Annotated in this window: 20 protein-coding genes; 6 read left to right on the forward strand and 14 right to left on the reverse strand. The window is 59.8% G+C overall.

Features of this window, described 5'->3' with window-relative positions; genetic code table 11:
• Positions 1 to 6 precede the first annotated feature (6 nt).
• The 6 genes from ribB to H8L67_RS08935 form a co-directional block, all read right to left on the reverse strand.
• Complete coding sequence (ribB, locus tag H8L67_RS08910; protein ID WP_220379476.1) at positions 7 to 1,116, reverse strand: 3,4-dihydroxy-2-butanone-4-phosphate synthase; 1,110 nt, start codon at positions 1,114 to 1,116, stop codon at positions 7 to 9.
• The gene (locus H8L67_RS08915; protein WP_220379477.1) at positions 1,116 to 1,715 is read right to left on the reverse strand and encodes a riboflavin synthase; all 600 of its coding nucleotides are present in this window, start codon (positions 1,713 to 1,715) and stop codon (positions 1,116 to 1,118) included. Before H8L67_RS08915 ends, ribB begins: the two co-directional genes overlap by 1 nt.
• The gene (gene ribD, locus H8L67_RS08920) at positions 1,715 to 2,827 is read right to left on the reverse strand and encodes a bifunctional diaminohydroxyphosphoribosylaminopyrimidine deaminase/5-amino-6-(5-phosphoribosylamino)uracil reductase RibD (protein WP_220379478.1); all 1,113 of its coding nucleotides are present in this window, start codon (positions 2,825 to 2,827) and stop codon (positions 1,715 to 1,717) included. The genes H8L67_RS08915 and ribD overlap by 1 nt, the downstream gene beginning before the upstream one ends.
• Before the next feature lie 74 nt (positions 2,828 to 2,901).
• Positions 2,902 to 3,414 (reverse strand): transcriptional regulator NrdR, encoded by a 513-nt coding sequence (nrdR, locus tag H8L67_RS08925; RefSeq protein ID WP_220379479.1) that lies wholly within the window; start codon positions 3,412 to 3,414, stop codon positions 2,902 to 2,904.
• 3 nt (positions 3,415 to 3,417) lie between these two features.
• Positions 3,418 to 4,671 (reverse strand): serine hydroxymethyltransferase, encoded by a 1,254-nt coding sequence (gene glyA, locus H8L67_RS08930; protein ID WP_220379480.1) that lies wholly within the window; start codon positions 4,669 to 4,671, stop codon positions 3,418 to 3,420.
• 177 nt (positions 4,672 to 4,848) lie between these two features.
• Positions 4,849 to 5,325 carry an RcnB family protein gene (locus H8L67_RS08935; RefSeq protein ID WP_220379481.1) on the reverse strand — a complete coding sequence of 159 codons (477 nt, stop codon included), beginning with the start codon at positions 5,323 to 5,325 and terminating at the stop codon, positions 4,849 to 4,851.
• A 204-nt stretch (positions 5,326 to 5,529) separates the two neighbouring features.
• On the opposite strand from H8L67_RS08935, the gene ettA reads away from it, so the two are divergent.
• Together ettA and pyrF are read left to right on the forward strand one after the other, a co-directional pair.
• Entirely contained in the window at positions 5,530 to 7,191 is a 1,662-nt protein-coding gene (ettA, locus tag H8L67_RS08940; RefSeq protein ID WP_220379482.1) for an energy-dependent translational throttle protein EttA, read from the forward strand.
• Between the two features lie 11 nt (positions 7,192 to 7,202).
• Positions 7,203 to 8,021 carry an orotidine-5'-phosphate decarboxylase gene (gene pyrF / locus H8L67_RS08945; RefSeq protein ID WP_220379483.1) on the forward strand — a complete coding sequence of 273 codons (819 nt, stop codon included), beginning with the start codon at positions 7,203 to 7,205 and terminating at the stop codon, positions 8,019 to 8,021.
• A gap of 13 nt (positions 8,022 to 8,034) precedes the next feature.
• On the opposite strand, the gene H8L67_RS08950 is transcribed toward pyrF, so the two are convergent.
• From H8L67_RS08950 to xerD, 6 genes are all read right to left on the reverse strand, one after another.
• The gene (locus tag H8L67_RS08950) at positions 8,035 to 8,841 is read right to left on the reverse strand and encodes a DUF3667 domain-containing protein (RefSeq protein ID WP_220379484.1); all 807 of its coding nucleotides are present in this window, start codon (positions 8,839 to 8,841) and stop codon (positions 8,035 to 8,037) included.
• Positions 8,842 to 8,863: 22 nt separating this feature from the next.
• Entirely contained in the window at positions 8,864 to 9,694 is an 831-nt protein-coding gene (locus tag H8L67_RS08955) for a glycosyltransferase family 2 protein (RefSeq protein ID WP_220379485.1), read from the reverse strand.
• Positions 9,691 to 10,524, reverse strand: coding sequence for a glycosyltransferase family 2 protein (locus H8L67_RS08960; RefSeq protein ID WP_220379486.1), 834 nt, complete (start codon positions 10,522 to 10,524; stop codon positions 9,691 to 9,693). The genes H8L67_RS08955 and H8L67_RS08960 overlap by 4 nt, the downstream gene beginning before the upstream one ends.
• A 1-nt stretch (position 10,525) precedes the next feature.
• Positions 10,526 to 14,479, reverse strand: coding sequence for a phosphoribosylformylglycinamidine synthase (gene purL / locus H8L67_RS08965; protein WP_220379487.1), 3,954 nt, complete (start codon positions 14,477 to 14,479; stop codon positions 10,526 to 10,528).
• Positions 14,480 to 14,530: 51 nt separating this feature from the next.
• Complete coding sequence (locus tag H8L67_RS08970) at positions 14,531 to 15,322, reverse strand: DsbC family protein (RefSeq protein WP_220380803.1); 792 nt, start codon at positions 15,320 to 15,322, stop codon at positions 14,531 to 14,533.
• Positions 15,323 to 15,393: 71 nt separating this feature from the next.
• Entirely contained in the window at positions 15,394 to 16,347 is a 954-nt protein-coding gene (gene xerD, locus H8L67_RS08975) for a site-specific tyrosine recombinase XerD (protein ID WP_220379488.1), read from the reverse strand.
• A 42-nt stretch (positions 16,348 to 16,389) separates the two neighbouring features.
• Between xerD and H8L67_RS08980 the strand changes: the two genes are divergently transcribed.
• Positions 16,390 to 16,851 carry an RDD family protein gene (locus H8L67_RS08980; RefSeq protein WP_220379489.1) on the forward strand — a complete coding sequence of 154 codons (462 nt, stop codon included), beginning with the start codon at positions 16,390 to 16,392 and terminating at the stop codon, positions 16,849 to 16,851.
• Here the strand turns inward: H8L67_RS08980 and lptG are convergent, their stop codons facing one another.
• The gene (gene lptG / locus H8L67_RS08985) at positions 16,852 to 17,958 is read right to left on the reverse strand and encodes an LPS export ABC transporter permease LptG (RefSeq protein WP_220379490.1); all 1,107 of its coding nucleotides are present in this window, start codon (positions 17,956 to 17,958) and stop codon (positions 16,852 to 16,854) included.
• On the reverse strand, positions 17,955 to 19,034 hold the full coding sequence (lptF, locus tag H8L67_RS08990) for an LPS export ABC transporter permease LptF (protein ID WP_220379491.1): 1,080 nt from the start codon (positions 19,032 to 19,034) through the stop codon (positions 17,955 to 17,957). The genes lptG and lptF overlap by 4 nt, the downstream gene beginning before the upstream one ends.
• A 107-nt stretch (positions 19,035 to 19,141) precedes the next feature.
• Between lptF and H8L67_RS08995 the strand changes: the two genes are divergently transcribed.
• From H8L67_RS08995 to H8L67_RS09005, 3 genes are read left to right on the forward strand one after another with little or no spacing between them, the layout of a single operon-like run.
• Positions 19,142 to 20,629 carry a leucyl aminopeptidase gene (locus H8L67_RS08995; RefSeq protein WP_220379492.1) on the forward strand — a complete coding sequence of 496 codons (1,488 nt, stop codon included), beginning with the start codon at positions 19,142 to 19,144 and terminating at the stop codon, positions 20,627 to 20,629.
• A 3-nt stretch (positions 20,630 to 20,632) separates the two neighbouring features.
• Positions 20,633 to 21,064 (forward strand): DNA polymerase III subunit chi, encoded by a 432-nt coding sequence (locus H8L67_RS09000; RefSeq protein ID WP_220379493.1) that lies wholly within the window; start codon positions 20,633 to 20,635, stop codon positions 21,062 to 21,064.
• Positions 21,065 to 21,075: 11 nt separating this feature from the next.
• Complete coding sequence (locus H8L67_RS09005) at positions 21,076 to 24,078, forward strand: valine--tRNA ligase (RefSeq protein ID WP_220379494.1); 3,003 nt, start codon at positions 21,076 to 21,078, stop codon at positions 24,076 to 24,078.
• Positions 24,079 to 24,080: the final 2 nt, after the last annotated feature.

A 24,080-nucleotide genomic window follows, 5' to 3' on the forward strand; every position in this document is an offset into this window, starting at 1 on the left:
GCCATTTTAACCGTTCGGGACCGGCACGTTTTCCACGATCTCGAGGCCATAGCCTGCCATGCCCACTTGCTTGCGTGCCGTACCGAGCACGCGCAGCTTGCCGTAGCCGAGGTCAGCGAGGATCTGGCTGCCCGTGCCGTTTTGGCGCCAGCCCGCCGTAGCCGCGTTTCCCTTCTTGGTTTCGGGCATCGGCTCCTGACGAAGACGGGCCAACAAAGCATCGGTGGACTCCGTTTCACCTAGGACGACCAAAGCGCCATGACCCGCCTCGGCAATGCATCGCAAGGCCTCCAGGCTCGGCACACCGAAATCACCGCGACGCCAATGCAAGGCATCCGCCAGGGTGTTGCGCGTGTGCACGCGCACCAAGCTCGGACGGTCCCGTACCGCCTCACCTTTTTGCAGTGCGAAGTGCAGTTGGTGATCAACGCGATCACGATAGACATGCAGCATGAATTCGCCGGCGGGCGTGTCAATCGGACGCGATTCGATACGCTCCACCGTGTGTTCGGTTTCCAAGCGATGGCGAATCAGGGCTTCGATCGAGCCCATTTTCAAACCATGCTCGCGCGCGAACACTTCGAGCTCCGGGCGACGCGCCATGGTGCCGTCCGCATTCAAGATTTCCACCAACACACCGGCCGGCTCGAATCCCGCCAACATGGCGAGATCACTGGCCGCTTCGGTGTGCCCCGCACGCGCCAACACCCCCGCGGGCTGCGCCTGCAAGGGAAAGATGTGACCTGGCTGCGACAAATCCTGGGGTTTGGTATCGGGACGGACCGCGGTGCGAATCGTGTGCGCGCGATCATAGGCACTGATGCCGGTGGTCACGCCCTCGGCGGCTTCAATACTCACCGTGAAGTTAGTGTGGTGCTGCGAGGTATTGTCCCGCACCATCGGCGGCAGGCCCAGTTGTTTGCAGCGTTCACGGGTGAGCGATAAACAGACCAAGCCGCGTGCATGGGTGACCATGAAGTTGATGTCGCTCGGTTTGACGAGTTCGGCCACCATGATCAAATCGCCTTCGTTTTCGCGGTCTTCGTCATCGACGATGACCACCATGCGCCCTTGACGCAATTCTTCCAGCAACTCCGGGATAGGCGCGAAACTCATTATTGTTCCTTGTCCGATAACAGACGCTCGACATAACGAGCGACAAGATCCACTTCGATATTGACCGCGTCGCCGACGCACGTCGTTTTGAAGGCGGTGTGTTCAACCGTGTGCGGAATGAGCGCGACTTCAAAGCTGTTCGCGTCCGCTTCGTTGACGGTCAGGCTGACGCCGTCAACGCAAATCGATCCTTTTTTCGCGATATAGCGCGACAGTGCCGACGGCACTTGGAAGTGCCAGCGTTGCGCGCGGGCGTCCTCACGAATGTCGGTGACGGTTCCCACGCCGTCGACATGACCACTGACCAAATGACCGCCCATGCGATCGTTCGCACGCAAGGCGCGTTCCAAATTGACCTGGCTGCCCGCTTTGAGTCGGCCCAGCGTGGTGAGTGCCAAGGTTTCGTTGGAGGCATCCGCCGCGAAGCTGTGCGCGTCAAAGGCGATCACGGTGAGGCACGTGCCGTTCACCGCAATACTTTCACCGAGGTCCACCGCGTCGAACGGAAGGCTGCCGACATCAATGTGGATGCGCACATCGCCACCCAAATCTTCCAGACGCGACACCTGCCCCACCCCTTGGATCAAACCGGTAAACATCAGCGTTGCTCCCTCGCTTCGAGCGGGACGGGTTCAAGTAAGACGCGTGTGTCGTCGCCGAATTTGCGAAGATCAATCTGTTTGAAGCGCACGCGTTCGGACATGTGCTCGATGCGCAAACCGTCGAACATCGGACGGGCGGCATCGCCCATGATCACCGGCGCGATATAGACGAGCAATTCATCGACCAAACCTTGCGAGAGAAAACCGCCGGTGAGCGTGGCGCCGGCTTCCAGTTGTACTTCGTTGACGCCGCGTTCTGCCAACAGCGTCAGCACCCGGTGCAAATCCAAACGCGATTGAATTTCCGGCACGGCGGCAATATCGGCAGTGAATCCGCGCGGCACTTTGGTGGTTTCGCCGTGGATGTAAAGCGTGGGCGCGTCACCTTCGCGCACGCGGCCGCGGGCGATGGTGGCAAGACCGGGATCGAGCACAACGCGCAGTGGCGCAACGAACGCCTCTTCCGCCGGCAAGCGAACAGTGAGCTGCGGGTCGTCTTTCAAAATCGTGCCGGCGCCGGTGATCAATGCACCACAGCGCGCGCGCCAGCGATGCACGTCTTCCCGGGACTCCTCACCGCTGATCCATTGCGACTCGCCGTTCGCCAATGCGGTGCGTCCGTCCAAACTCACGGCCAACTTCACACGCACCCAAGGGCGCCCGCGTGTCACTCGAGTGATAAAGGCGCGATTCAATCGCTGCGCCTGCGCTTCCATCAAACCGCTTTGTACTTCAATCCCTGCCGCGCGCAATTTTTCAAAGCCCGCGCCGTCCACTTGCGGGAACGGATCGCGCATGGCTGCCACGACGCGTTTGACGCCGGCGGCGATCAGCGCATCGGCACAGGGGCCGGTTTTGCCCGTATGCGCACAAGGCTCCAAGGTGACGTAGGCCGTGGCGCCCTTGGCGGCATCGCCGGCCGCTTGCAAGGCAATCACTTCCGCATGCGCTTCGCCGGCGCGCACATGCCAGCCTTCGCCCACCACGAGTCCGCCTTTGCTGATGACGCAACCCACCATCGGGTTGGGTTTGGCGGTGAACGCGCCGCGCTCTGCCAAGCGCAGGGCGTGCGTCATCATCTGGTGGTCAAATGCGCTGAATTCGCTCATCGGGATCCCGGAGTGCGGCTTTGGAACCGCCTATTTTCGCATGCCGGGCCGGACAGCCGCCCGCGCCCGCCGACTCAACGGTTCTTTCGACCCGCGTCCTTGATTTCCAGCAGCTGCAGCTGGCCTTCGCCGGGCAATTCGCGTTCGAGCCGGTCGAGCTCCTCGCGGAAGTCCGCAGCGTCTTCAAACTTGCGATACACAGAGGCAAAGCGCACGAAAGCGACCTGGTCGAGCTTGCGCATCTGCGCCATCACGAACTCACCGACCCGACGCGAGGGCAACTCGCGTTCGGCGGTCATTCGCAAGTCGTGCACCACGCCGCGCACAGCGGCCTCGATTTGCTCTTCCGACACCGGGCGCTTGTGCAGTGCCCGGTCAAAACTCAAGCGCAGTTTGCGGGCGTCGAAGTGTTCACGGCGGCCATCGGTCTTGATGATCACCGGCAACTTCAGTTCCACGGTTTCCAGCGTTGAAAATCTTTCGCCGCAGGCTTCGCACTCGCGACGCCGACGGATCGTCGCGCCATCGTCGCTGACACGCGAATCGATGACGCGGCTATCGGTGTGCTGGCAAAACGGGCAGTGCACGAATCAGCCGTAGACCGGGAATTGTTTGCACTGCTTCTCGACGTTTTCACGCACTCCGTTGATGACGTTCTCATCTTTCGGGTTGTCGAGCACATCGCAGATCCAGTTGGCCAACGCAATGCAATCGGGCTCCAGATAGCCGCGCGTGGTGACGGCCGGCGTGCCCAAACGCAGACCCGAAGTGACAAAGGGCTTGCGCGGATCATTCGGCACCGAATTCTTGTTGACGGTGATATGCGCGCGACCGAGTGCTTCTTCAGCCTCTTTGCCGCTCACGTCTTTACCGATCATGTCCACCAACATCAAATGGTTTTCCGTGCCGCCGGACACGATTTTGTAGCCGCGCGAAATGATCACCTTCGCCATGGCTTGGGCGTTCTTCACCACTTGGGTTTGGTAAGCCTTGAAAGCCGGATCGAGGGCTTCCTTGAACGCCACAGCCTTGGCGGCAATGACGTGCATCAACGGACCGCCTTGGATGCCCGGAAATACAATCGATTGCAGCTTTTTGGCGATCTCTTCGGACGGGTTTTTGGCGATGATGATGCCGCCACGCGGACCGCGCAGGGTCTTATGCGTGGTGGAAGTGACGACATGGGCGTGCGGCACCGGGCTCGGATAGACACCGGCGGCGATCAAGCCCGCCACGTGCGCCATATCGACGAAGAAAATCGCACCGACTTTGTCGGCGATGTCACGCATGCGCTTCCAATCCACCACTTGCGAATAGGCCGAGAATCCGCCCACCAACATTTTCGGTTTGTGTTCGACCGCCAAACGCTCGACCTCGTCGTAGTCGATCAGGCCTTGGTCGTTGACGCCGTATTGCACCGCGTTGAACAGCTTGCCGCTGATATTGACGCTGGCGCCGTGGGTGAGGTGTCCGCCGTGCGCCAAGCTCATGCCGAGGATGGTGTCGCCGGGGCTCAGCAGTGCGAAGTACACCGCTTGATTGGCTTGCGAACCGGAGTGAGGTTGCACGTTCGCGTAATCGCAATCGTAAAGTTCCTTGAGACGATCGATCGCCAGTTGTTCGGCGACGTCGACGAATTCACAGCCGCCGTAGTAGCGCTTGCCCGGATAGCCTTCCGCGTACTTGTTGGTGAGCTGACTGCCCTGCGCTTCCATCACCGCGGGGCTGGTGTAGTTTTCCGATGCGATCAGCTCGACGTGATCCTCCTGACGCTGGTTTTCACCGGCGATGGCGCGGGCGAGGTCGGGGTCGAACTTGGCAATCGTCACATCACGCGAAAACATGGCAGCTCCGTTTGGGGGAAGAGGGTGTCGAATCAATCCCCATTGTAGGGGTGCGACCCGAGCCATGTCATTGAAACGGTGGCGTATGCGGGGAAATAATCCGGACAAAAAGAAAGCGCGCCACCAGGGCGCGCTTCCCACTCCAATCTCGTTCGAGATTCACACCATTGCCGAGGCTTACAGACCGCGGGTCAGGATGTCTGCAATCACGCCGGAAACGATCGACACCAGCATGTAGTGGCCCATGTCGTCACGCACCCAGCGATAGCCTTGACGCGGTTGGTACAGGCGATAGCGGTCGTAGTCGTTGTCGCGGACATAGACCACGCGGTCATAGCCGTAGCTGCGGTAGTCACGGCCACGTGCCCAAGACGGGGCACCGCGACGCCCATTGTCCCAATGACCGTTGCCGTGGTAACGACGGTTGCGGTCGTCATCGCGGATCACGATCACGCGGCCATTCCGGTCACGGCTATAGCGACGGCCGTCCTGGCGTTCACCGTAGTAGCGGTGGTCACGGTCGCGGTCGATCACGACCACGCGGGTGTTCTTGTTCTTGTACTTGTGACCATGATCATTGTCCTTCGCCATCGCCGGCGCTGCGATATACGCCGATGCGGCCAAGGCAATTGCGGCAAGTTTCAAAGTTTTCATCTAAACACTCCTGAGAGGTGCGTTTTGCACGAGACCAATATGCGTTTCTGAAACTGAACAAGACTTGGATTCGTCCTGAACCCTCGGAATCCGTTCACATTTCGTAAAACGCCGCAGGCCGACCGATCCGCACCGTTATAATTGTGTATCCCCTTTTGTGCCGTCCGCAAAGCCGCGGAGGCCAGTTTTCGGCCCGGAGTCGCAATGTCGCAATACATTTACACCATGAACGGCGTGTCCAAAGTCGTTCCGCCCAAGCGCGAGATCATCAAGAACATCTCATTGTCGTTCTTCCCGGGCGCCAAAATCGGCTTGCTGGGCTTGAATGGTGCGGGCAAATCGACGGTGCTGAAGATCATGGCCGGCGTCGATACCGATTTCACCGGTGAAGCGCGCCCGCAGCCCGGCACCAAAGTCGGCTATCTGCCCCAAGAACCGCAGTTGGACCCCGAACAAACCGTGCGTGAGGCGGTGGAAGAAGGCGTGGGTGAAGTGCTGCAAGCGCAAGCCAAGCTTGATGAGGTGTACGCCGCCTATGCCGAAGACGGCGCGGATTTCGACGCCTTGGCTAAAGAGCAAGAACGCCTTGAGGCGATCCTTGCCGCAGGCGATGCGCACACCTTGGAAAACCAATTGGAAGTGGCGGCCGATGCCCTGCGCCTGCCGCCGTGGGATGCCAAGATCGGCAACTTGTCCGGCGGTGAAAAGCGTCGCGTGGCGCTTTGCCGTTTGCTGCTGCAAAAACCCGACATGTTGTTGCTCGACGAACCTACCAACCACTTGGACGCCGAATCGGTGGAATGGCTGGAACAATTCCTCGCGCGCTATACCGGCACCGTGGTGGCGGTGACCCACGATCGCTACTTCCTCGACAACGCCGCCGAATGGATTTTGGAACTCGATCGCGGCCGCGGGATTCCGTGGAAGGGCAATTACACCGACTGGCTCGTGCAAAAAGACGAACGTCTGAAGCAGGAAGAAAACCAAGAAAAGGCGCGTCAAAAAGCCATCCAGAAAGAATTGGAATGGTCGCGCCAAAATGCCAAAGGCGGCCGCTCGAAGGGCAAGGCGCGTTTGGCTCGCATGGAAGAGTTGCAATCGGTCGACTACCAAAAGCGCAACGAAACCAATGAAATCTTCATTCCGCCGGGCGAACGACTCGGCCAGAAGGTCATGGAATTCAAGAATGTCTCGAAAAAGTTCGGCGATCGTTTGTTGATCGACGACCTTTCCTTCGTGGTACCGCAAGGCGCAATTGTCGGCATCATCGGCCCCAACGGCGCCGGTAAGTCGACTTTGTTCCGCATGATTACCGGTCAGGAAAAGCCGGATTCCGGCAGCATTGACATGGGTCCGACGGTCAATCTGGCCTATGTGGACCAAAGCCGCGACAAGTTGGAAGGCAACCACAACGTCTTCCAGGAAATTTCGGGCGGACTCGACATCCTCAATATCAATGGCATCGAGATCCAGTCACGCGCTTACATCGGCCGCTTCAACTTCAAGGGTCAAGATCAGCAGAAATTGGTCGGTTCCTTGTCGGGCGGTGAGCGCGGTCGTCTGCACATGGCCAAGACTTTGTTGCAAGGCGGCAACGTGTTGCTGCTCGACGAACCGTCCAACGATCTCGACATCGAAACCTTGCGTGCGCTGGAAGATGCCTTGCTCGAATTCCCCGGCAATGCCTTCGTGATTTCCCATGATCGCTGGTTCCTCGATCGTATCGCGACGCATATTCTGGCCTTCGAAGGCGATTCGCACGTCGAATTTTTCCAAGGCAACTATCGCGAGTACGAAGAAGACAAGAAACGCCGCATGGGTGACGATGCCGGTCCGAAGCGTTTGCGCTTCAAGGCATTGAAGTAAGCGGCGGCGCGATGTCGGAATTCATCGAAAAACTTCGTCACCGTTGGCAAGCGGCCGACACACTGTTGTGCGTCGGCTTGGATCCGGATCCGGCCAAGTTTCCCGATGCGTTTGTTTCCGACGATGATGCGCTGTTCAATTTTTGTGCGGCCATTGTAGACGCCACGGCTGAGTACGCCTGCGCGTTCAAGCCGCAAATTGCCTACTTCGCCGCCCACAATGGTGGCGAAGTGGCATTGCAACGTTTGATCGCGCACATCAATGCCAACCATCCCGACATCCCGGTGGTGTTGGATGCCAAACGCGGCGATATCGGTTCGACCGCGGAGCAGTATGCGGTGGAGGCATTCGATCGCTTCGGCGCCGATGCGGTGACCTTGAATCCTTACATGGGTCGCGATTCGGCCGATCCGTTCTTGGCGCGCAATGACAAAGGCTGTGTCTTCCTGTGTCACACCTCGAATGCCGGTGCGCGCGATTTCCAAGAGCTGCTGATTGATGGTGCGCCCTTGTACACACATGTGGCACGCACCGTTGCCAACGACTGGAACAGTGCGGGAAATTGCGCCCTGGTAGTCGGTGCGACCTTCCCGAAAGAACTCGAAGTGATTCGCGCGTTGGTCGGCGATATGCCCCTGTTGATTCCGGGCATTGGCGCACAAGGTGGCGACGTCGAAGCCACCGTATTGAACGGTAAAACCGCCGACGGCACCGGCTTGATGATCAATTCTTCTCGCGGCATCTTGTATGCCTCGATGGGTGCGGATTTCGCGGAAGCGGCTGCGCAGGCCGCGCGCAGCTTGCGCGATGAGATCAACCGTCATCGCTGACTTGCGCGCTGGATCAGGTGTTGGACAACACCCAAAACGTCGTCGCTAGTGCACCGCAGAACATGATCAATGTCAACGCAATCTGAAAAAGCAAAAAGCCGAATAAAGCGCGCAAGACGGATTTCCACTTGGCTTGCGTGTTGAACATTTGCGCCACAGTGAACACATTGATGCCAATACAAATCGGCAGCAGCGCGGCACGTGCAGCCGGCATCCACTGCTGAAGAACGATGACCAACGACCAAATGACAAATGTTTGAATGGTCAGATAGGTTGTCACCACCAACCACTCTGGATAGTTGAGTTTTGCCGATCGCAAGAACGCCACGCGCATCGCCGCTGCCTCGATCGGCAGCATGACGAGTGTGACGAAAGTGAGGTTTTGATTGGCCCAAAGTTGCGCCTGTGCAAACTTGGCTTTGAGGACGCCTGCGGCGGCCGAGTGCGCAACGTCGCCACGGGCCAATCCGGCGGAAACCTCTTCGTTGAACCCTTCTCCCACCAATTCACCGCCCATCAAGTATTTCCCCAGCAACAGGGCAACGGCGGCCGTCAACAATAAGAGGGGCAATGGCTTGACGTGTCCCAAGCGTCGACCGGCGAGGTATTCGCGCAGAAAATGGCCGGGCCGGACGAACAGGTGCTTTAGTGTGAACAAGAGGCCGCGGTCAATCTCAAGCAGACCGTGTTGAATTTCCTCACGAAGAAAGGTCCAATCAATACGTGTGGCCTGCGTCGCTTGGCCGCAACCGTGACAGTATTTTTGTACTTCCAACACCGGGCGTACACCACAGTCTGCGCAAACGTCTTCAAATTGCATGCGGGCTCCCCTTGGCCGTAGCTCAACGCGTGACTGCTTTCCCCATGGCGGAGAACACAAAGCGCGTCCAAATCATTGCGAACACGGCGTACCGGGTCAAGCGTCCCTGTGCCGGCGCGTCGAACTTGCGATAGTAGCGCCACAATCCGCGATGTTTGTGCCATTCGACAAAGACCGGTCGGGATTTCGAAGAGACACCGCGCAGATGGAGAACACGCACGGCGTTGTCGATACAAACCGCATGACCTGCCTCACCTACCCGGCGACACAGGTCTAAATCCTCAGCGTGGAGTCGGTAGCCGGCATCAAAACCCTCCACTTCGTCGAACACGCGACGCGATATCACCATCAGTGCCCCGGATATCGCCTCGACGCGCTGATATTGCTCGGCATTTGGCAACACGGAAAGGCGGCGTGCGGAGGCATCGCGCAGCATGGCGGCAAAATCCGGGGCGCGACGGCGAGATGCGGGATCTTCAACACCTGCCTCATCGACGAGCACCGCGCCCATCAGTGCGTCGTTGCGTGCCGCCGCTTCCGCCAAACGCAACAGGGAATCTCTTTCAACCATCAGATCCGGATTGACGAATGCGAGCCACGGCGACGCACTCGCTTGCGCACCTTGATTGCAGGCCGTGGCAAAGCCCGGATTGTCGGGGTTCGCAATGAAGCGGATACGGGCATCGCGTGCCGACAGACTCTGCACCACATCCATAGTGCCGTCATCCGAGCCGTTATCGACCACCCGTATTTCTTCAACCCCGCTTGCGGCTTTCAGAGCCTCAAGACAGGCCTCAATGGTTTCGGCGCTCCGGTAACTGACGACGATGGCCGCGATGCCTGTCGACGTCATACGAACAAATCCGATTGCGGACCTTGCGCATCCACATTGAGGAGTTTTTGCAGCACCATCCGGCGTGTGTCCTTCAACGGATCATCCATCAGGAACTGGACGACGCGCGCATGCCATGCCGGCCATCGCGCGATCAAAGCATCCTGATCGTCGCTATCGACGACGGGCTCATGGATACGCGCCACGAAGGCGGTTTCGCACAGGGCATTGCGCCAGCCCAATCCGGACAAACGCAGCGACAAGTCCGACAACGCGGCCGGCCATGTGGCAAAACTTGCCTCATCCACACCACCGGCACGGGCATAGGCTTTGCCACGAATCAAGACGGTGTGCGCGCAGGCCGACGGAAGTTCCGGATGCAGCGCTGGCATCGCTGCCACCGCGCGCGCGAGACGTTCCGGATTTTCCGGCAAGGGATTCAGATCATCAACGCGCGGCCACGAGGCCGTCTCCCCGATGTTGCTCCAGGGGGTGGCGGTTGCGACAGCGGCATCGCGATCGAAGCAATCCTTGAGCGCTTGCAACCAACCATCAAAGGGAATGGCATCGGAGGGCAGCACGACGACATCGGACTCACCGCAAATCTTCAGCGCTTCGTGAATGTGCCGACTTTCACCCACCGGCTGATTGCGGCGCGTGTACTCGGCGAGCAAGGGCGTGCGTTCCAGCCAATGTTCAATCACCGATTGGCCGCGCGGGCCGGACTGCGCATCGTCGATCAACCAAACCCGTGTGCCCGCCGGCGTCGCCCGGTCGAGCGCACCGAGGCACGCATCCAAGGCGCCATCGTCCGTGCCGACATGCAGTAGGACGATGGGCAGTTCACTCATATCAGGCCAGTGCCTTGCGTGCGTTTTGGAACATACGCATCCAAGGCGAACGGTCCTTCCACTCAGGCGGATACCAAGAGAAGTTGGCGGCGCGCAGCGTACGTTCCGGATGCGGCATCAAAATGGTGGCACGTCCATCGTCGCTGGTGACACCGGCCATACCACCCGGAGAACCGTTCGGATTTTCCGGGAACAAGGTGGCCACGTCGCCATTGCCGTCCACAAAGCGCAGCGCCACACCCACCGAGTTCATCGCGGTGTCATCCGCAAAGGCCATGCGCCCTTCGCCATGCGCCACGATGATGGGCAGTTGCGATCCGGACATGCCGTCAAAGAATTTCGACTGCGACGCTTCGATCACGACCTGGGCCAAGCGCGCTTCGTACTGTTCGCTCTTATTGCGCAAGAGCACCGGCCAATGCGTCGCACCCGGGATGATGTCTTTCAGTTGCGAGAGCATTTGGCAGCCATTGCAAGCACCCAGGCTCAGCGTGTCATCACGATCGAAGAACTGCGCAAACATGTCGCGCAGTGCCGGACGTTCGAGAATCGACGTGGCCCAACCACGACCCGCACCCAAGACATCGCCATAGCTGAAACCGCCACAGGCGGCGATGGCTTTGAAGTCGATGAGGTCATGACGCCCGGCTATCAAATCGCTCATGTGCACGTCGACGGCATCGAAGCCGGCACGCATGAATGCCGAAGCCATTTCGACATGACCATTGACGCCCTGCTCGCGCAAGATGGCAACACGCGGCTTCGCGCCCAACGACAACATCGGTGCGGCCACGTCTTCGCCCAAATCGTAGGTCAATTTGGGGCGCAGACCCTTTCGGGTGAAGTCGCGCTTGAGGTCGAATTCTTCGTCGGCCGATTGCGGGTTGTCGCGCAACTTTTGCATGGCATGGGTCACCGACCACCAAGCGTCGAACAGCGATTCCCACGTCCATTCCGCGAGCGTCTTGCCACCGGCTTCGACGCGAATGTCGTCAGACGTGCTCGGCTTGGCAATGCGTTGCGCGCATTCGATCAACCCGTGACGCGCCACCATGTCGGCAAATGCGGCGCGATCTTCCGCGCGGATTTGGACGATGGCGCCAAGCTCTTCGTTGAACAGGACTTCGAAGATGTCTTCATCGCTGCCGTCAGTCCACGCGTCGAGATCGATGTCGAGGCCGCAATGAGAGGCGAAAGCCATTTCGCACAAAGCGGTGAACGCACCACCATCCGAACGGTCGTGATAGGCGAGCACCAAGTTGTTCGCACGCGCTTCATTCATCAATTCGAAGAAACCGCGCAACAACGAAGGGTCATCAACGTCGGGAACGCGATCTTCGGTGCCGGAGCCACCGAAGCCTTCATACACTTGGGCAAGAATCGAACCGCCCAAACGGCGCTGGCCAGCGCCGAGGCCGATCAACCACAGTTCGGTCTCGGGTTCTTTCGCAAGCAACGGCGTGAGTTGCGCATGGACATCCTCGACCGGCGCGAACGCGGTGACGATCAGCGACACGGGTGAGACCACATTGTGCGTCCCCGACGCATCGCTCCACTGCGCTTGCATCGACAAGGAATCCTTGCCGACGGGAATGCTGAGGTCGAGGTCGGGGCACAATGCCATGCCGATAGCTTGCACGGCGTCATACAGGAGTGCGTCTTCGCCCGGGTGACCGGCTGCCGCCATCCAGTTCGCCGACAGCTTCACGCGATTCAAGGCCGACACCGGTGCGGCACACAAATTCGTAATCGCTTCACCGACCGCCATCCGCGCGGCTGCCGCCGAATTGATCAGCGCCAACGGCGTGCGTTCGCCGATCGCCATCACTTCACCGGCGTTGCCTTCGTAGCCGGCAAAAGTGATCGCGCAATCGGCAACCGGCATCTGCCACGGACCGACCATCTGATCACGTGCCGTGAGGCCGCCCACCGTGCGATCACCAATCGTGATCAAGAAAGATTTGGACGCAACCGTCGGATGCGACAACACGCGCAGTGCGGTTTCGCGCAGGTCGAGCTTGCCGGTATCCAATACCGCCCAAGCGGTTTCCGCCGGCCATTGCGTATCCCGATGCATCTTCGGCGCCTTGCCGAACAACACATCCATCGGCAAGTCAATCGCCCACTCAGTACCCCCTTCTCCACTCCGTGGAGAAGGTGCCCGCAGGGCGGATGAGGCGCTCTGTCCAGATGAGGTGCTCTCAACCCGAGCCCCATACCCCACCACCAACCGCTCCTCCTGCGTCGCATGACCCACGACGCCGAACGGACAACGCTCGCGATGGCAAATGGCGGCGAACTCGGCCACACGATCGGCTGGAATACCCAGCACATAGCGCTCTTGTGATTCGTTGCACCACAACTGCATGGGTGACAGCGACGGATCGTCACTCGGGACATGATCAAGATCGATCACGCCGCCGACACCCGAGTCATGCAGCAGCTCGGGGATGGCGTTCGACAATCCGCCGGCACCGACGTCATGCACCGAACGAATCGGATTGCGCGCGCCCAAGGCGACGCAGGCATCGATCACTTCTTGCGCGCGACGCTCCATTTCGGCGTTGTCGCGCTGCACCGACGCGAAGTCCAGCGCCTCGTTGCTTTCACCGGAGGTGACCGAACTGGCCGCACCGCCGCCAAGTCCAATCAACATGGCCGGCCCGCCCAACACGATCACGGCGTCACCGGGGGACAGACGGCGCTTCTCGACCAAAGCACGATCAATGCTGCCGAGTCCACCGGCCAGCATGATCGGCTTGTCGTAGGCGCGGATCAGGCCGGGCTTTTCGACGACTTCGAAGGCGCGGAAGTAGCCGGTCAAATTGGGCCGGCCGAATTCGTTATTGAAAGCGGCGGCGCCGATCGGGCCGTCGAGCATGATTTCGAATGCAGAGGCCATGCGCGGATTCAACGCGCGCTCCCCTTCCCATTCGCGTTTCAAGCCGGGCACGCGCAAGTGCGACACCGAGAATCCGGCCAAGCCGCCCTTGGGTTTGCCGCCACGACCGGTGGCGCCTTCATCGCGAATCTCGCCGCCGGCACCGGTCGCCGCACCGGCAAAGGGTGAAATGGCGGTCGGGTGGTTATGCGTTTCCACCTTGATGGCGAACGCCGACGGCTGCATTTCGGTCAGGTGATAGACGCCGCTGGCACCGTCGATGCGCAAGTTGCGCGTTCCGTAACCCTCGACAACCGCCGCATTGTCGCTGTAGGCCGACAAGGTGTACTCAGGCGTTTTCGCATGCGTGTTCTTGATCATGCGGAACAGCGATTGCGGCTGTTCACGACCGTCGATCGACCAAGTCGCGTTGAAAATCTTGTGGCGGCAATGCTCGGAATTCGCTTGCGCAAACATCATCAATTCGACGTCGTGCGGATCGCGGCCTAGCGCTTGAAAGCGGTCTTTCAAATAGACGATTTCATCGTCCGCCAACGCCAGACCAAGGCGCGCATTCGCGGCCTCGATGGTTGCTACGGGAACAACCTCCAGGGCCTGGCGTTCGGGCACCTCAAACAGGCGCATCGCCGCTTCCGCGCTGGCATGCACGGATTGGGTCATGGGGTCGTGCAGCACGTTTTGCAGTGCCTGTTGGGTCGCCGCATCCGACGGCCAATTCAACAGATCCAGACGGGTGCCGCGTTCGACACGTTGCACCGCGAGATTTGCGCCGTGAAGCAGTTCGGTGGCCTTGCTCGACCAAGGCGAAATCGTGCCGACACGTGAGGTGACAAACAAGGACGTGGCATCGGCCGCGGCCGGCTCAGCTTCGGGCTTCGCCTGCAGGATGCGCTCGAGAACCGGGAGCGACACGTCGGCCGCATCCTTTCGCAGTACCCAATACGTGTGCCAAGCGCCCAGGATACGGACGTCGGGATGGATGGTTTGCAGGCGCGCCTGCAGTCTCTCAAGCCGGAACGGCGACAGGGCCGACTGGCCCTCGAGCACGATCATGTGGGCAAAAACCCTTGCGGAATCGGGCCTCTAATTGTACCCGTTTGCGACTTACTTCGAGACAGACTCCAACCATTGCAACAGATCACTCGGACTCAGGTAGCCCGGTGCGGCTTGGCCGTTTGCGGCAATGATCATCGGCGTGCCCTTCAAACCGGCGCGCTGCCCCATCGAATAATGTTTGGCGACCGGCGAAGTGCAGCGGATTTTTGCCGGCAACTTGCCGCTCTTCGCATCGGTGAGTGCTTTGTTGCGATTCGGTGCACACCAAATGTTGGCCATGACTTCGGCGTCTTCCGACGCCATGCCCATGCGCGGGAACGCCAAATATTCGACCGCGATCCCGGCCTTGTTGTAGGCCGCGATCTCGCTGTGAAGCTTGCGGCAATAGCCACATTCGTAGTCTGTGAACACACTGACCGTGTATTTGGGATTGGCGGGAGCAAATACAATGCGTTCCGACTTCGGCGCCGTGGCCAGCAGTTCCTTGCGGAAGCTGTCCATGCTGCGCTCGCTCAAGTCCTTCTTCTGCGTCATGTCAAAGACCGACCCTTGCATCAGATACTTGCCGTCGTCGGATACGTACGCCGTCGTTCCGGCAACAATCACCTCGCGATAGCCCGGGAACGGCGCGGGTCCCACGCGATCCACTTCCAATTGCGAATTGATTTTTTTGATCGCCGCCACCGCCCGGGCATCCGGTGTGCCGGCAGCGGGCGCGGCGGGCTTCAATTCGGCTGACAGCGGCGCTTGATTGGCGGGCGCGGCGGTTTGCTCGGCATCTGCGACGGCAGGTTTGGCACACGCGCCGAGTGACAAGGTGGCGAGGGCGAAGAGGGTCAGCAAACTGCGCATCAAACGAACTTCCGTACCGGGATTCCCCATTGTCTCACGGCTTGCCTGAGCGGCCGCTTTCAGCCCCGTGGGTGATGGCGCGCATGCAACCGTTTCAAATGCTCGCGCGCGACCAGCGTGTAAATCTGCGTGGTGGACAAGGCGCTGTGTCCGAGGAGCATTTGCAGCGCCCGCAAATCGGCGCCGTGATTGAGCAAATGGGTGGCGAAACTGTGACGCAAGCCGTGCGGACTGATCCGCTCGGGTGCCAGCCCGGCAACCGCGGCATATTTCTTCACGCTGCCCCAAAAGGCTTGGCGCGAAGGGGGTTCGGCGTTCTTATCCACGAAGAGGGCGCGGACCTGTCGCTTGCCCAGCAATTTGGGCCGACTTTCAGCGAGGTAGCGCTCCAACCAGTGCTGGGCCTCGGCGCCAATGGGGACCAGACGTTCCTTGTTGCCTTTGCCCGTCACCCGTACAACGCCCTGACGCAAATTGATGCCAATAGCATCGATGTTGACCAGTTCACTCACGCGCAGGCCACTGGCATACATCAGCTCGAGCATGGCCTTGTCACGCAAGCCTTCCGCCGTGTCAACGTCCGGCGCATTGAGGAGCATCTCGATTTGTCCTTCGCCCAGCGCTTTTGGCAAGCTGCGCGGCAACTTGGGCGTTTCCAAGAGCGCCGCCGGATCGTCGGCGCGCCGGCCGCTGCGAACTTGCCAGGCAAAGAACGCACGCAGTGTGGAAATCAGACGCGTCGTGCTGCGTGCCGAATATTTCGCTTGCGACCGCCAGGCGAGCAGTTCATTGAGCTGCGCGCGCTGCGCGACGACCAAGGCTTGCGAATTCGATGCCAGCCAGCGTGCCGCTCCTTCCAAATCACGCCGATAGCTCGCCAATGTGGCGCGCGCCAGTCCGTTCTCCGCCCAAATGACATCCAAGAACTGCTCGATGCTCGCAAGGTCCGAAGCGTTCGGCGGCGGCAAGCTCAAGGTCAGCGCGCGGAGTTCGGCGGCACGGTTGGATTTCATGTCCTTAGCTTAAACAATGACCTGTCCGGTATTCTCTTGCGCATGCAAGATCGCACACACACCCTCACACCGATCGACCCCCGCCTGGGCTGGCGCGTGCTCGCGCTCGTCTATGATTTTTTCCCGGCGCTGGCGTTGTGGTTCGTCGTCGCCGTGACTTTCACGGCACTTCACGGTGACAGTATTCGCGGTGGCTGGCTCGGATTGGTGGAGTTTGCGTGCCTTTACGCCCTCACCGGCCTTTATGCCACGGCCAGTTGGCGGCGCGGCGGACAAACCATCGGCATGAAGCCATGGCACTTGTACGTGGATGCTGCCGATGGCGGCCGCGCGTCGTTGCGCCATTTGTGGCTGCGCTATCTGGTCGGTAGCGTGTCGTTGTTGTGCGCAGGCGCCGGCTTCTGGTGGGCATTGTTCGATCGCGACAAATTGACTTGGCACGATCGAATCAGTGGCACCCGTTTGATACGAGACCCGGCAAGGGACGGCGCACGCGGCGCTTGATCAACTCGCCGGCTTGCGGTTGAACAATATCCACGAGATAAAGAGCATCAGCACCAACGGCACCAAGTAGGCCAAGCGGAAGTCGACCTTGAACACGCTGGCGAGCTTCACCGATTGCGTTTGCAGCATCCAGAAGCCCAGGGCAAATACGATGCCGAGGAACAAGCGCTTGCCGAATCCGCCGCTGCGCAGTGTCCCGAAGGCGAACGGAATGGCCGCCAGGCACAAGGCCAAGACATTCAGCGGATAGAACCAGCGCGACCAATAGGTGTCCTCAAACTCCGAGGTCTCCAGATTGTTGCGCTTGCGATAGTCAATATTCTTCGACAAATCACGCGCGGTGAGCGCGTCGGCCCGCACGATGCTGCTAGCCAACGCCGCTTCGTCCAAGGTGGATTTCCAACTCCGCAACGGCGCGGTCGTACGCGTCACTTTGTCTTGGCCGAAATCAATGCGGACGGTGTCCTGCATCTGCCACATATCGTTCTCGTGCTGCGCGCGTGCGGCATAGGTGATGGACATCAAGCGGCCGTTGGACTCGAACTCGTACAAGCGCATGTTGGTGAGCTCCAACCAACGGCGACCACCTTCCATGCGTGTTTCGCCTGCGGTCGCACTGACGACGGTGTTGCCTTCCAAGGCCCACAAACCATGTTGGCGGGCGAGCACGTGGTTGTCGTATTTTTTCGAGGCTTTGTAATTGTCGGACTCAAGCTTGCCCCACGGCGCCAGCGTTTCGCCGTTCACCACCATCAAGGCGGTGAACACCAGCAAGGTGCCGGCCACGGCCACACTGATGCGACGGCGCGACAAACCCACGGCGCGCAGCACGGTCAATTCCGAACTTGCCGCAAGTTGTCCGAGCCCCATGAGCGAACCGATGACGGCAGCCGTCGGGAACAACAAATAAGCGCGCGACGGCAAGGTGTAGAGCACGGTAACAAAGGCATCGGCAGCGGTGTACTTGCCCTGCCCCACCTGCTGCATTTCTTTGACTAAGCCGCCGACCATGAAATCCATGCCCAACAACACCAGCCAAGTGAGCAGCACCGCACCGAGAATCGCGCGCGCGATATAAACGTCGTGGATTTTCGGGAACGGCATCATGCGCGCACCTTGCCGAGTTTGCCGTCGCGCATATACATCCAGATGGCGAGTCCCAAGAGGGGGAGCGTGAGCCACCACAGACCCGCGGCCATCGGCAGCTTGCCGCGGCTCAACCACTGGGTGCCGAGAATCATCAAATCAGTCGCGATGAAGTAGCCGAGAAAACCGACCACGATCCTGCCGTAGCGCTGCTGTCTTGGCGGGCTCCGCGCCAGCGGCACGGCGAGCAGCGCCAACGCCAGCGCCAAAAATGCGGGTGCCAAGCGCCAATGGACTTGCGCATTGGATTCCTTGCCCGGAATTTTCAGCAACTCCATGGTCGGCTTGCGGCGCAGATCGGCATCGGCTTTGCCGTCATCGCGATCCGGCATGCGCACGTCATTGGTTTCGTATTGCAACAGGCGGTAGTTCAACTGGGTGTTGTCGAGCGGCCCTTCCACTTCAAACCCGTCTTTGAGACTCAAGAATCGCGAATTCGGACCTTCAACCTTCAAAGTGCCCTTGGGCGCCGTGGTGACGTGGATGCGGTCATTCTTCTCACGATAAATGAAGACGTGATCGAATTCGCTACCGCCGTTCGACATGCCGGCGACATACACCACGCCATCGTTGCCGGGCATGGCAACGAATTTACCGGGTTCGAGCCCGGTGATCAGCAAGTTGCGATTGGCTTCCTGAATCATGCCGCGCGAGTAGCGTTCGGCCCAAGGCCCCAGCCATAGCGCACACAAGGCGACGACCGCGACGCACGGCAGCACCACCATCATCAACGGACGCAGCAAACGCTTGGGTCCCACCCCGATGGACGCCAAGACCGGCATTTCGGCATCCCGATACAAACGACTCATCCCGAGCAAGATGCCGAGCATGAGCGCGAGCGGAAGAATGAGCGGCAGCCAAGTCAGCATCACCAGGCCCAGCTGCGCCAGCATCATTCCGGCCGGCATGGTGCCTTTGGTCACGTCCTTCAAGACATCCATGAACGCACCACCCACCATCACCATGGTCAGGATGATGAGCGCAGCGAAAATCGACTGCAGGAATTCGCTGGCGATGTAGCGGTCGAGCTTCAGCATGAGGGAACGGGGCCCGTATGAATTAAACTGGCAGACCCGTCGGGCCTTCTGTGGCCTGCGTCCCTGCGTTCGCGCAATTGTACGAAATCGAACATGGAATCTTGCTGATGGCGCTTGAATTTGACTTGAACACCCTCCCCGCCACCGAAACAGACGTCGATTGTCTGATCCTGGGGATATTCTCCGACAAGTCGTTCACCGCGAGCGGCAAGGCTGTGGACGCCGCCTCGGGCGGCAAGCTTTCCGCGCTGGCTGAGCGCGGCGACCTCAAGGGCGCGACCGGCAGCACCGCGCTATTGTTCGACTTGGCCGGCATCAAAGCCTCCCGCGTGCTGGTGGTCGGCCTTGGCGATGTCGACAACTATGGCACCCCGCAATACTTGAAAGCGGTCGGCGACGCGGCGCGTGCTTTGCGCAACGGCGCGATCAAATCGGCGCTGTTCACCCTGAGCGAAACTGCGCCGAAGGGCCGCGACAGTGCTTGGGCAATCCAACAAGCGATCATCGCCGCCGATCATGCTTGCTATCGCTACCTGGCAACGCTCGGCGCCGGCAACAAGAAGCGCAAGGAGTCCGGCCTTGAGAAATTCGTGGTGCAAGGCGACGACCGCGTCGCACTGAGCCGCGGCATCGCGATCGCCGGCGGCGTGGCGTTCACGCGTGAGCTCGGCAACTTGCCGCCGAACATTTGCAACCCGTCCTATTTGGCCGAACAAGCGCAAAGCTACGCCGACAAGATCGACGGCGTCAGTTGTGAGGTATTGGATGATGCGCAGATGGAAGCGCTCGGCATGGGCTCTTTGCTCGCCGTTGCGCGCGGTTCGCGCAACCGCCCCAAGTTGATTGTCCTGAAATGGCAGGGTGGCGGTGAGGCCAAACCTTATGTGATGGTCGGCAAAGGCATCACTTTCGATACCGGCGGCATCAATTTGAAGACGCAAGGCGGCATCGAAGAAATGAAGTACGACATGTGTGGTGCCGCCACCGTGCTCGGCACCTTCGTCTCCGCGGTCGGCATGCAATTGCCGATCAACGTCATCACGGTGGTCGCGGCAGTCGAAAACATGCCGGATGGCAATGCTTATCGTCCCTCTGATGTTTTGACTTCAATGTCGGGCAAGACCATCGAAGTCGGCAACACCGACGCCGAAGGTCGTTTGATTTTGTGTGATGCGCTCACTTACGCAACGCGTTTCGAACCGAAAGCCCTGATCGATGTGGCGACGTTGACCGGCGCCATGGTGGTGGCACTCGGCAAGTTCGCGACCGGCCTGATGACCAAGAAGGACGACGACTTGGTGCGTGAAATCATCGACGCCGGTGAAGCGACCTTCGATCGCGGCTGGCAATTGCCGTTGTGGGATGAGTACCAAGGTTCGTTGGATTCCGCCTTCGCCGATATCTACAACATCGGCGGCCGCTGGGCCGGCGCGATCACGGCCGGTTGCTTCTTGTCGCGTTTCACCGAAGGTCAGCGCTGGGCGCATTTGGATATCGCTGGCGTATCGAACGGCGAAGGCAAGCTGGGGATGGCCACCGGCCGTCCGGTCGGCATGCTGAGCCAATGGCTCTTGAACGAATCCGGCAAGCACTGAGGCATGTCACGCGCGGACTTCTACCTGATCGACAAGCCGCGTTTTCGTGAGCAACCTTTGCTGTTGGTTTGCGAATTGGTCCGCAAAGCGGTCGACGCCGATTTGCCCGTGCTGATTCTGGCGCGCGATGTGCAACAAGCCGAGGCCTTGGACGACTTGCTCTGGTCCTTCGACCCCGACGCATTCCTGCCGCACCAAATCTTTGATGCGGAAATGACTGACGAAGACGAAGAGATTCCGGTTTTGATCGCCACACCCGAGATGGCGCCCCCGCCGCGTTCGCTGGTCATCAACCTGCGTGATGCCTGTGCCTCGGGCCCGTTCGATCGCGTGTTGGAAGTCGTGCCGGCAGATCCCGACATGCGCGCACCTCTGCGCGCGCGATGGAAGGAATACAAGGCGCGCGGCTACACCCTCAATTCCCACGACATGTAATTCGAGTTTTCATGAAAACCCTGGCCCAAAGCTACGATCCCGCATCCATCGAAACCCCCATCTATCAGCGATGGGAGGCGGGCGGCTGGTTCGCCCCGCAAGGCAACGGTCCTGCTTACACGATCTTGTTGCCGCCCCCGAATGTCACCGGCACGCTGCACATGGGTCATGCGTTCCAGCACACATTGCAAGATGCATTGATCCGCTATCACCGGATGCGCGGCTATCGCACTTTGTGGCAACTCGGCACCGACCATGCCGGCATCGCGACAGAAATGGTGGTGAGCCGCAATCTTGCGAGTGAAGGCAAAGGCGAAACCCGCGATTCCCTGGGCCGCGAAAAATTCATCGAAAAAGTGTGGGAGTGGAAGGGTCAATCAGGCGACACCATTGAGCGCCAGATGCGCCGTTTGGGCGCCAGCGGCGATTGGACCCGCACCACCTTTACCATGGATCCGATGGCGGTGGATGCCGTGGCCGAAGCCTTTGTGCGTCTGCATGAGAAGGGTTTGATCTATCGCGGCAAGCGCCTGGTGAACTGGGACCCGGTCTTGAAGACGGCCATTTCCGATTTGGAAGTCGAAAATCGCGAAGTGCCGGGCCACATGTGGCATTTCAAATATCCCTTGGCCGGTGGCGAAACCTACGAATACATCGAACGTGACGCGGAGGGCAACGTCACCTTGCGGGAAACGCGCGATTACATCTCGATCGCCACCACGCGACCGGAAACCATGTTGGGTGACGGTGCCGTGGCTGTCCATCCGAACGACGCGCGCTATGCGCCGATCGTCGGCAAGCTGTGTGAGATCCCAGTGGGACCGAAGGCGCATCGCCGTCTGATTCCGATCATCGCCGACGAATATCCCGACCCGGCCTTCGGCTCAGGCGCGGTAAAGATCACCGGTGCGCACGACTTCAACGATTACCAAGTCGCCAAGCGTCACGGCATTCCCATGTATGCATTGATGGACGACGATGCCCGCATGCGCGCGGACGGCTTGTCCTACGCAGAGAGTTCGGCGATTGCGATCCGTGCGGCGCGCGGCGATGACGTTGGCGACGTGTCGCAAGTGAATTTGGTGCCCGACGAATTGCGCGGCCTCGATCGCTACGAAGCACGCAAACGCGTTATTGATACCGTCACATCCGAAGGCTTGGCGGTCACCGATGCGGACGGCCAGCCGGTAGTCGATTCGAAACCGATCATGCAACCCTTCGGTGATCGCAGCGGACAAGTGATCGAACCCTATCTGACCGACCAGTGGTTCGTGAAGATGGATGATCTGGGACGTCGCGGCATGGAACTGGTCGAATCCGGTCAGGTGAAATTTGTGCCGGCGAATTGGATCAACACCTACCGCCACTGGATGGAGAACATCCAAGACTGGACCATCTCGCGCCAACTTTGGTGGGGCCATCGCATTCCCGCTTGGTTTGATGACGCCGGCAATGTTTACGTTGCGCGCACCGAGGCGGAGGCCTACGCGCAAGCAGGTTTGACGCCGGGCAAAGGACCGCAGCTGCGTCAGGATCCGGACGTGTTGGAAACGTGGTTCTCTTCGGCCATGTTCCCGTTCAGCACCATGGGTTGGCCGAAAACCGAACTGCAAGCAGATCGGGGATTTGAGGAGTTCCTGCCGACGTCGGTGTTGGTCACCGGTTTCGACATCATCTTCTTCTGGGTGGCGCGCATGATCATGATGACCGACGCGCTGACCGGCCAAGTGCCGTTCCGCGATGTCTACATCACCGGTCTGGTGCGCGACAAAGACGGCCAGAAGATGTCGAAGTCGAAAGGCAACATCATCGATCCGCTCGACATCATCGACGGCATCAGTGCCGATGCCTTGGTGGGCAAGCGCACGACCGGTTTGATGAAGCCGACCGACGCACCGAAGATCGAAAAAGCGACGCGCAAAGAATTCCCCGATGGCATCGCCGCCTACGGCGCCGACGCATTGCGCTTCACGATGACGGCATTGGCAGGTCAAGGCCGCGACATCAAGTTCGACATGGCGCGCGCGGAAGGCTACAAGAACTTCTGCAACAAGCTTTGGAACGCGACGAAGTTTGTGTTGATGAACACGGAAGGCAATGCCGCTCCCCTTCTCCACGCAGTGGAGAAGGGGCCTCCGAAGGGGGCGGATGAGGCGCTCTCCACCTGGCCCATCACCGACCCAGAAAAATGGATCCTCGCCCAACTGGCAAAAACCAGCGCCGAAGCCGCCGAACATTTCGCCAACTACCGATTCGACCTGCTGGCGCAAACCCTGCACGAATTCGCTTGGAACGAGCTCTGCGACTGGTTCCTCGAATTGGCCAAACCCGCCTTGTCTGGCAACGATGAAGCCGCCGCGAACAGCACACGCCACACGCTGCTTTATGTGATTGAGGCCGTGCTGCGTTTGCTACATCCGGTTATTCCCTTCGTCACCGAGGAACTGTGGCAGGCCGTAGCGCCGCGTCTTGGCATTGCCGGCGAGACGATCATGACGCAGCCGTACCCGCAAGCGGCTGACATCGATGCCGCGGGCTACGCACAGGCCAGCCAAGACATCGAATGGCTGAAGCAAATGGTCGTTGCGATCCGCCGCATCCGAAGCGAGCTGGGTGTACCGCCTTCGAAGCAAGTGAAGCTGCTCGCGCGCGACGGCGGCGCCGAAACGATGGCGCGCTTGCAGCGGTTCGATGCCCAACTGCGTTTTCTGACCCGCTTGGAATCGATCGACGTCATCCAATCGGAACCCCCGGCATCCGCAGCGGCGCGCGTGGGCGATTTGAATGTCTTTGTGCCCCTCGAAGGTCTCGTCAATCTGGACGCCGAACGCGTGCGATTGGAAAAAGAGCTGAAGAAGGTGTCGATCGAGCGGGCCAAATCAGAAGCCAAGCTCAGCAGCGAAACCTTTGTTGCCAACGCGCCCGCGGCCGTGGTCGAACAAGAACGCACCCGGCTGGCCGAATGGAATGCACAATTCGAGGCGCTGACCGCACAACGGACGCGCTTGGGCTGAGA

The organism is Lysobacter soyae, from assembly GCF_019551435.1.
GTDB lineage: Bacteria > Pseudomonadota > Gammaproteobacteria > Xanthomonadales > Xanthomonadaceae > Solilutibacter > Solilutibacter soyae.

Bases quoted from the DNA above. Each gene is read 5' to 3' on its own strand.
- ribB (WP_220379476.1), bottom strand. From the start codon at position 1,116: ATGAGTTTCGCGCCTATCCCGGAGTTGCTGGAAGAATTGCGTCAAGGG.
- H8L67_RS08915 (WP_220379477.1), bottom strand. From the start codon at position 1,715: ATGTTTACCGGTTTGATCCAAGGGGTGGGGCAGGTGTCGCGTCTGGAA.
- ribD (WP_220379478.1), bottom strand. From the start codon at position 2,827: ATGAGCGAATTCAGCGCATTTGACCACCAGATGATGACGCACGCCCTG.
- glyA (WP_220379480.1), bottom strand. From the start codon at position 4,671: ATGTTTTCGCGTGATGTGACGATTGCCAAGTTCGACCCCGACCTCGCC.
- H8L67_RS08935 (WP_220379481.1), bottom strand. From the start codon at position 5,325: ATGAAAACTTTGAAACTTGCCGCAATTGCCTTGGCCGCATCGGCGTAT.
- ettA (WP_220379482.1), top strand. From the start codon at position 5,530: ATGTCGCAATACATTTACACCATGAACGGCGTGTCCAAAGTCGTTCCG.
- pyrF (WP_220379483.1), top strand. From the start codon at position 7,203: ATGTCGGAATTCATCGAAAAACTTCGTCACCGTTGGCAAGCGGCCGAC.
- H8L67_RS08950 (WP_220379484.1), bottom strand. From the start codon at position 8,841: ATGCAATTTGAAGACGTTTGCGCAGACTGTGGTGTACGCCCGGTGTTG.
- H8L67_RS08955 (WP_220379485.1), bottom strand. From the start codon at position 9,694: ATGACGTCGACAGGCATCGCGGCCATCGTCGTCAGTTACCGGAGCGCC.
- H8L67_RS08960 (WP_220379486.1), bottom strand. From the start codon at position 10,524: ATGAGTGAACTGCCCATCGTCCTACTGCATGTCGGCACGGACGATGGC.
- purL (WP_220379487.1), bottom strand. From the start codon at position 14,479: ATGATCGTGCTCGAGGGCCAGTCGGCCCTGTCGCCGTTCCGGCTTGAG.
- xerD (WP_220379488.1), bottom strand. From the start codon at position 16,347: ATGAAATCCAACCGTGCCGCCGAACTCCGCGCGCTGACCTTGAGCTTG.
- H8L67_RS08980 (WP_220379489.1), top strand. From the start codon at position 16,390: ATGCAAGATCGCACACACACCCTCACACCGATCGACCCCCGCCTGGGC.
- lptG (WP_220379490.1), bottom strand. From the start codon at position 17,958: ATGATGCCGTTCCCGAAAATCCACGACGTTTATATCGCGCGCGCGATT.
- lptF (WP_220379491.1), bottom strand. From the start codon at position 19,034: ATGCTGAAGCTCGACCGCTACATCGCCAGCGAATTCCTGCAGTCGATT.
- H8L67_RS08995 (WP_220379492.1), top strand. From the start codon at position 19,142: ATGGCGCTTGAATTTGACTTGAACACCCTCCCCGCCACCGAAACAGAC.
- H8L67_RS09000 (WP_220379493.1), top strand. From the start codon at position 20,633: ATGTCACGCGCGGACTTCTACCTGATCGACAAGCCGCGTTTTCGTGAG.
- H8L67_RS09005 (WP_220379494.1), top strand. From the start codon at position 21,076: ATGAAAACCCTGGCCCAAAGCTACGATCCCGCATCCATCGAAACCCCC.